Below are 7,711 nucleotides of genomic sequence, written 5' to 3'. Positions count from 1 at the left end.
TTCACGGCCCGGGTGAAGACGCTGGAGGAGCAGGTCGTCGACCTGAAGGAGAAGATCTACCGCTCCAAGGCGCGCCTGCTGCTGCTGCAGGAGACGGTGATGGGCGGCGACCTGTCCACCGGCGCCCGCGCGGTGCTCGTGCACAAGAACGAGATGGGCAACGCGTTCCAGTTGGAGTCGGTGGTCTACGCGCTGGACGGCGCGCCCATCTTCACCCAGGTGGACACGCAGGGAGACCTGAACCGGCACCAGGCGCTGGAGGTCTTCAACGGCCGCATCGTGCCGGGCCAGCACCAGTTGGCGGTGCGGCTCGTCTATCGGGGCAGCGGCTACGGCGTGTTCAGCTACCTGGAAGGCTACAAGTTCAAGGTGCAATCCAGTTACACCTTCAACGCGGAGTCCGGAAAGGTCACCACGGTGAACGTGGTGGGCGTGGAGAAGGGCGGCCTCACCACCGACCTGAAGGACCGGCCCGCGGTGAGATACGACATCGAAGTGGCCAAGGACACGCGCACGCCGCCCAAGCCTCCCGCGGTCTCCGGGACGGAAGCGGCGCCGGTGCCGGCCTCCACCTCCAGCGAGACGAAGTAGGGAGCAGGCGCCGTGACCGCGACGCTCCCCGCCCTGGCCCTTGCCCTGTCCCTGGGGGCCGCGCCCGCGCCCTCCCCCGCCGCGAAGCCGGGGGATGCGCTCGCGCCACTGCCCGCCTCGCTGAGCACCCGAGCCTCCGCCGTGGAGGCCGTGGAGGCCCAGCTGCGCACCGCCGAACAGGGCCTGCGCTACGTGGAGGCGCAGTTCACCGAGCGCCCCGAGCCGAGCAGCGCCGACTCCCAGCAGAAGCGCTTCTCCGAAGGCGAGCTGTATTCGCTGCTGGGGGACTGGCCCGCCGCGTCCGTCCTCTTCTACGACCTGGTCAGCGACCCGGACTTCAAGTCGAACCCGCGCTACCCGGAGGCGGTCTTCTATCTGGCGGACGCGCTCTACCAGCAGAAGAACGACATTGGCGCGCGCGTGTACCTGCGCGACGTGCTGTCGCTGCCCCTGCCGCCGCAGCGCTACAAGGAAGCCGTGAGCCGCTACCTCGCGGTGGCCGGACGGCTCCAGCAGTTCGAGGGCATCGACGCGTACGTGGAGAAGGTGCGCCAGCTCTCCGGCGGCGTGCTGGCCCCGGACATCGCCTACGTGCATGCGCGAGGCACCTTCAAGCGCGCGGACCTGTCGCCGGAGGAGCACCAGCAGCGCTCGCGCGCGCTGTTCGCCCCGCTGGCGCAGTCACCCGGGCGCTTCCGCGTGCAGGCCGTCTACCACCTGGGCGTGCTGAGCGTTCAGGCCGGGGACCACCCCGCCGCCATCGCGCAGTTCCAGCGCATCGTCGCCACCGGGCCGGACGCGGTGGTGTCCACGGGCCTGCCGGAGCCGGAGGCCCAGCGCTTCCGGGAGCTGGCGCGGCTGTCGCTGGGGCGGCTGTTGTACGAGACGGGCCGCTACGAGGAGGCCCTGGATCAGTACAGCCAGGTGCCCCGCGAGAGCGAGCGCTTCCCGGAGTCGCTACTGGAGGTCGCGTGGACGTACGTGCGCAAGCAGGACTTCACGCAGGCGAAGAACGCCACGGACATCCTGCTGCTCGTCGCGCCCCAGTCGCAGCTCGCGCCGGAGGCGCAGATCCTCCAGGGCCACCTGCTCCAGAAGCTGCGCCAGTACGAAGAGGCGCTGGAGACGTATGACGGCGTGGCGCGCGCGTTCGCCCCGGCGCGCGACAAGGTGGATGCGCTGCTGCGCGTGAACCAGGACCCCGTCGCGTACTTCGACAACCTGCTCGCGCGCAACGAGCGCTCCCTGGACGTGAGCACGCTCCTGCCGCCGCTGGCGCTGCAGTACGCGTCCACGCAGAAGGAGGTCGCGGAGGCGGTGCGGATGGTGGGCGACCTGGACAGCGGCCGTCAGGGCGCGGGCGAGGCGAAGGCCATCGCGGAGCGCATCCTGGAGGCGCTGGACGCGCGCGGGCTGGAGGCGTTCCCGGAGCTGCAGGAGGGCTACACCCGCGCGGAGGCGGTGGACACCGCGCTCACGTTGGTGGACCAGGCCCTGGTGCAGGCCGAAACCGGGCTGGTGGCGGAGAAGCTGACGCCCGCCGAGCGCGAGAAGCTGCTCGTCGCGCAGGGTGAGCGCGAGGCCCAGCGCCGGAGGTTCGCGTCGCTGCCCACCACCAGCCATGAGCTGGCCGCGCGCCGTCAGCGGATGCAGGCGCGCGTGGACACCGTGGACCGCGACGCCTTCCGGCTGGGGTACGAGCTGCAGAGCCTGCACGCCAACGCGGCCGCCGTGCGCAAGTGGGTGGAGGACACCCGCGAGGAGCGTCAGGCGGACCCCGCGGAGGAGCGCGAGTTCCTGGTGCAGCTCCAGGCGGAGATCGCCACGCTGCGCGACCTGCAGACGGAGCTGGACCGCACCCGCGCGCGGCTCGCGACCGAACGTCAGTCCACGGACACGTCGCTGGAGGGCGAATCCGCCATCCGCGCCCGGTACGCCATCGCGCTCCAGCAGGAGCACGCGATGCTGCACGCGGGCGAGGCGCGGCTGTCCGGCGAGGACACCCGCGTGCTCCTGCGCATGCACGCGGTGCGCTCGCGCGCGGACGTGCTCCGGAGCCGGGTGGCGGTGGCCCGCGTGGCGCTGCGCGCGCGGCTGGAGCATCGGCTGAAGTCCATTCGCGACAAGGTGCGGGCCGAACAGGCGCTGCTCCAGGGCTACGAGCAGGAGGTGGCCTCCGCCTCCGGGGATGCGCGCAACCTGGTGGGCCGCATCGCCTACGAGAGCTTCCGCCGCGTGCGCCAGCAGTTCTACGAGCTGGTGCTCAAGGCCGACACCGGCACCGTGGACGTGGCCTTCAGCCGCACGCAGGACAACGCGGCCACCATCCAGAAGATCGCCAAGGAGAAGAGCGACGCCCTGCGCGCGCTCGACGCCGAGTTCCGCGACGTCCTGTCGACCGAAGGGGGGGACTGAAACGCCATGCGTCGCTCCCTCCTCGCCCTCCTCCTGACCCTCGCGCCGCTGGCCGTCCCCGCCGCGCCGGCGAAGGCGAAGGCCGCGAAGTCCAAGGCCTCCAAGGACAAGGCCAGCCCCCAGGCCCCCACCGAAGCTCCGAAGAAGGCCGCCCCCGCCCCGGTCGCCGCGCCCGCGCCCCGCTACCTGGACGGCCTGGGCCATACGCCCGAACAGCAGAAGCTGCTGGGCGACGTCAGCCGCGCGCTGGAGGCGTACGAAGCGGAGTCGCGCGACTTCCACCGTGAGGTGAAGCAGCTGGTGGAGCGCCGCTACGCGCAGAAGCGCGCCGCGCTCTCCGGCTCCTACGAGAAGTCCCTCACCACGCTGGAGTCGCAGGAGCGCACCCACCGGCTGGACGCCATCTCCCGCTTCGAGGAGTTCCTCCGCCGCTACCCGAACGAGCCTCGCGCCACGCCGGACGTCACGTTCCGTCTGGCGGAGCTGTACTACGAGCGCTCGGCGGATGAGCACCAGCTCGCGCGCAAGGACTACACGGACCGCGTGCGGGCCATGTCGGACGAAGCGATGGCGGACCTGCCGCCGGAGCCGGAGGTGGACTTCAACCCGTCCATCGGGCTGTACCGCCGGCTGCTCGCGCAGTTCCCGGACTACAAGCTCAACGACGGCTCCCTGTACCTGCTGGCCTACTGCCTGTCCGAACAGCACAAGGACGAGGAGAGCCTCGCCACCTACCAGCAGCTCACCACGCGCTACCCCAACAGCCGCTTCGCCACCGACGCGTGGACGCGCATCGGCGAGTACTGGTTCGAGGACGACACGGACCCTGCGGCGCTGCGCAAGGCCGCGGACGCGTACACCGCCGCCACGCGCGACACGGAGCACCGGTTCTACGACAAGGCCCGCTACAAGCTCGCCTGGACGTACTACCGGATGGACTGGTTCGAGGAGTCCGTGGACAGCTTCCTGCTGCTGCTGGACCACTACCAGTCACACCAGCAATCCGGTGACAAGAAGGACGAGGGCGACCTGCGCACGGAGGCGCTCCAGTACATCGCGCTGTCGCTGGCCGACGAGAACTGGGGCGGCATGGCCCGGGCCCGCGACCTCTTCGCGAAGCGCGGCGGGCGCCCCTACGAGGCGGAGGTGTACCGCCGCCTGGGCAACGTCTACTTCGAGCAGGTGCGCAACGCGGACGCCATCGCCGCGTACCAGCAGGTGCTGGCCACGGATCCGCTGACCGCGGACGCGCCGCGCCTCCAGCAGCGCATCGTCCAGGCCTACGAGCGCGACCGGCGCATGGACCTGTACGCGCTCGAGTCCGAGAAGCTGGCCAACAGCTACCTGCCCGGCGGCGCGTGGTACGAGAAGAACAAGAACGACACCAACGCGCTGTCCAACGCGCAGACGCTCGCCGAACAGAGCCTGTTCTCCGCCGCCTCCTACCAGCACCAGCAGGCGCAGGTGTTCCAGAAGGAGGGCAAGGCCGACCAGGCCCAGGCCACCTACGCCGCCGCCGCTCGCGCGTACGGCACGTACCTGGAGCGCTTCCCGCGCAGCAAGAACGCATACGCGATGCGCTTCTTCTACGCGGAGAGCCTCTTCAACTCCGCCCAGTTCGACGCGGCGGCGCGCTCCTATGAGCTGGTGCGTGACTCCAACCAGGACGACACCTACCGCCACGTGTCCGCGCACAACGCGGTGCTCGCGTGGAAGGAGCAGCTCGTCCGGGAGGTGAAGGAGGGCCGCGTGCCGGAGCGCAAGCCGCTGCGCGCCTCCGAGCGTCCGAAGGACAGCGCGCACGCACCCGTGGCCCTGGCGGACACGGAGGCCCGGCTGGTGAAGGCGTCCGATGCCTACGTCGCCCTGCTGCCGAAGGAGGAGGCCGCGCCGGCCATCGCCTATCAGGCCGCGGAGCTGTTCTACACGCACGACGACTTCGCCCAGGCCCGGCCGCGCTTCGAGCAGGTGATCCAGACGTACCCGAAGCACGCGGTGGCCGGCTACGCCACCAACCTCATCATCGAATCCTTCCTCGTGGACCAGGACTGGAAGAGCGTGGAGGAGGTCAGCGCACGGCTCGCCAGCAACGCGCAGGTGGTGGAGCCCAACAGCGACCAGCACCGCGAGCTGATGCGCTTCAAGCTCGCCGGGCGCTTCAACCTGGCCGAGCAGCTGGCGGCGCAGAAGCGCCACGAAGAGGCGGCGAAGAAGTACCTCCAGTTGGTGGACGAGGCCCCTCGCCACGAGTTCGCCGACAAGGCGCTCAACAACGCGGCGGTGGCCTACGAGGAGCTGCGCCGGTTCGACTCGGCGATGAAGCTCTACGAGCGCGTGTACCGCGACTATCCGAAGTCGCCGTGGGCGCACACCGCCCTGTTCCGCGTGGCCATCAACGCGCACAAGTCCTACGACTTCGACAAGGCCGTCACCAGCTACCAGAAGCTGGTGAAGGACTACCCGGCGGCGGAGGAGCGGGAAGCGGCGCTCTTCAACGCGGCGGCCCTGCTCGAAGGCCAGCAGCGCTACGCGGAGGCCGCAGCGGCCTTCCAGCGCTGCGTGGAGCTGTTCCCCAACAGCAAGAACGCGCCGGAGAACCAGTACCGCGCGGCCCGCATCCTGGAGCGGCAGGGCGACACGAAGGGCGAAATCAAGGCGCTGGAGGCGTTCGTCCGCAAGTTCGCGAGCAAGCCCGACCAGGCGGAGCTGGTGGTGGACGCGAAGCGACGCATGGGCAATGCGTGGGCGAAGCGGGGCAACGCGAAGGAGGCCCAGCGCGCCTATGCCGCCGCGGCCGACGAGTTCGACCGGCGCCGCCTCAAGCCCGAAACCCAGCTGCGCGCCGCCGAGGCCGCCGCCTACAGCCGCTTCCAGCAGGCGGAGGCCGTGTTCCAGCGGTTCGACGCGCTGAAGATCACCGGTGCGGGCAAGGCCATGGAGAAGAGCTTCAACAAGAAGACGGAAGCCCTCAAGTCGGTGAACGAGGCGTACGCGAAGGTGCTTCCGTACAAGCAGCTGGAGTGGTCGCTGGCCGCGTTCTTCCGGCAGGGGTACGCCCTGGAGCGCTTCGGCAACACGCTCTTGGAGGCCCCGGTGCCGCCCGAGGTGAAGCGCCTGGGCGACGAGGCCGTGACCGCGTACCAGGGGATCCTCACCGACCGCACCGTCGCGCTGGAGGACCGCGCGGTGCAGAGCTACGCGGACACGCTCAAGGAAGCGCGCAAGTACCGCATCTCCAACGAGTGGACCCGCCGCACGCTCGAAGCGCTCAACCGCTTCCGGCCCAAGGAGTACCCGGTCCTCAAGGAAGCCAAGGGCGCCATCGCGCTGGAGACCGTGTACCCGGATGGCCTCGTGGGCAGCCTCATCCCGCCGCCCGTGGCCCCCGTGAGCGGCAACCCCGACCAGGCCCCCCGGCTGACGGAAGAAGGCGCGCGATGATCCACGCCCGGCACTTCGCGCTCACCGGCCTCGCGCTCTGGCTGTCCGCCTGCGCCTCCGGCCCCGAGACGCGAAAGGACCCCACGCTCACTGGACCCGCGACAGGCCCCGTCGCGAGCACGAGCACGACCGACAAGTCCGAGCAGAAACCCCAGGTCGACGCGCCCGCGGCGCCCAGGTCGACCGCGGGACAGGAGCGGGACTTCACGCGCGCGGTGGAGATCGCCCGGCGCGGCGAGCTGAGCATGGCGGAGACCGCGCTCAAGGTCCTGCTGGAGAAGTCGCCCAAGCTCGCGCCCGCGTGGACGAACCTGGGCATCGTGCAGGAGCGCCAGGGCCGCCTCCCCGACGCGGAGCGCTCCTACCGGCAGGCGCTGACGTTGGATCCCTCCCTGGAGGCCGCCTGGGACTGCTTCGTGCGGCTGTCCGCGCGCACCGGCCGCGTGGCGTCCCTGGAAGCGGAGCTGCGCGAGTCGCTGGCGAAGGAGGACACGGTGGCCCGGCGCACGGCGCTCGCGCTCGCGCTCCTCCTGCAGAAGAAGCACGCGCCCGCCGTCACCGAGGCCCGCCGCGCGCTCCAGGCCAATGAGCAGCATGTGCCCGCGATGCAGGTGCTGGCGCAGGTGTACGCCCGCGAGGGCAAGTACGAACTGGCGTCCATGGTGCTGGGCAACGCGCTGGCCATCGACGCGCAGGACGCGGCCACGCTCAACGCGCTGGGGCTCGTGCACCTGGGCCTCAAGGAGCGCCCGCAGGCGCTGGAGCGCTTTCGTCAGGCCATCGCCCTGCGTCCGGACTTCGCCGAGGCGCACAACAACCTGGGCGCCCTGCTCAACGAGGGCGAGGACTACCCCGCCGCCCGCGTGGAGCTGGAGGCCGCCGTGCGCGCCGCGCCGGACTTCGCCGCCGCCCACCTCAACCTGGGCAACGCCCTGCGCGGTGAAGGCGACTTTCCCCGGGCCCTGGCCGAGTACGAGCGCGTGCTCCAGCTCCAGCCCGACGGCAAGGACCCGTACTTCAACCTGGCCATCCTCCACCTGGACCTGGAGCCCGCCGGCATGGACACGCTGGAGCGCCTCCAGAAGGCCCTGGCCTACCTGACCCGCTACCAGGAGAAGGGCGGCGACGACGAGCGCACCGCCCAGTACGTGAAGGACGCGAACAAGGGCATCGACCGGGAGACGCGCCGCCGCGAACGCGAGCGCAAGGAAGGGCTGCGCAAGGCCGCCGAAACCGCCGCGAAGCCCCCCGAGGCGTCCACGAC

The 7,711-nt window shown here is 70.7% G+C and carries 4 protein-coding genes; all 4 read left to right on the top strand.

The genetic code is table 11. The features are described from left to right. The coding region (locus D7X74_RS36715; RefSeq protein WP_120537640.1) for a dihydrolipoamide acetyltransferase at positions 1–591 on the top strand (591 nt) is incomplete at its 5' end. A gap of 12 nt (positions 592–603) precedes the next feature. Beyond that, positions 604–3,006, top strand: a complete 2,403-nt coding sequence (locus tag D7X74_RS36710; RefSeq protein WP_120537639.1) for a tetratricopeptide repeat protein — start codon at positions 604–606, stop codon at positions 3,004–3,006. Between the two features lie 6 nt (positions 3,007–3,012). Continuing rightward, entirely contained in the window at positions 3,013–6,447 is a 3,435-nt protein-coding gene (locus D7X74_RS36705; protein WP_120537638.1) for a tetratricopeptide repeat protein, read from the top strand. Then, positions 6,444–7,711 (top strand): tetratricopeptide repeat protein (locus D7X74_RS36700; RefSeq protein WP_120537637.1); only part of this gene is annotated, 1,268 nt, incomplete at its 3' end. The genes D7X74_RS36705 and D7X74_RS36700, both read left to right, overlap by 4 nt.

The sequence above is a fragment of the Corallococcus sp. CA047B genome (assembly GCF_003612065.1).
Taxonomy (GTDB): Bacteria; Myxococcota; Myxococcia; order Myxococcales; family Myxococcaceae; genus Corallococcus; species Corallococcus praedator.
This window is presented reverse-complemented; position numbering and strand designations above follow the sequence as displayed.

Excerpts from the sequence above, each read along its gene's own strand:
- D7X74_RS36705 (WP_120537638.1), top strand. The coding sequence starts at position 3,013 with ATGCGTCGCTCCCTCCTCGCCCTCCTCCTGACCCTCGCGCCGCTGGCC.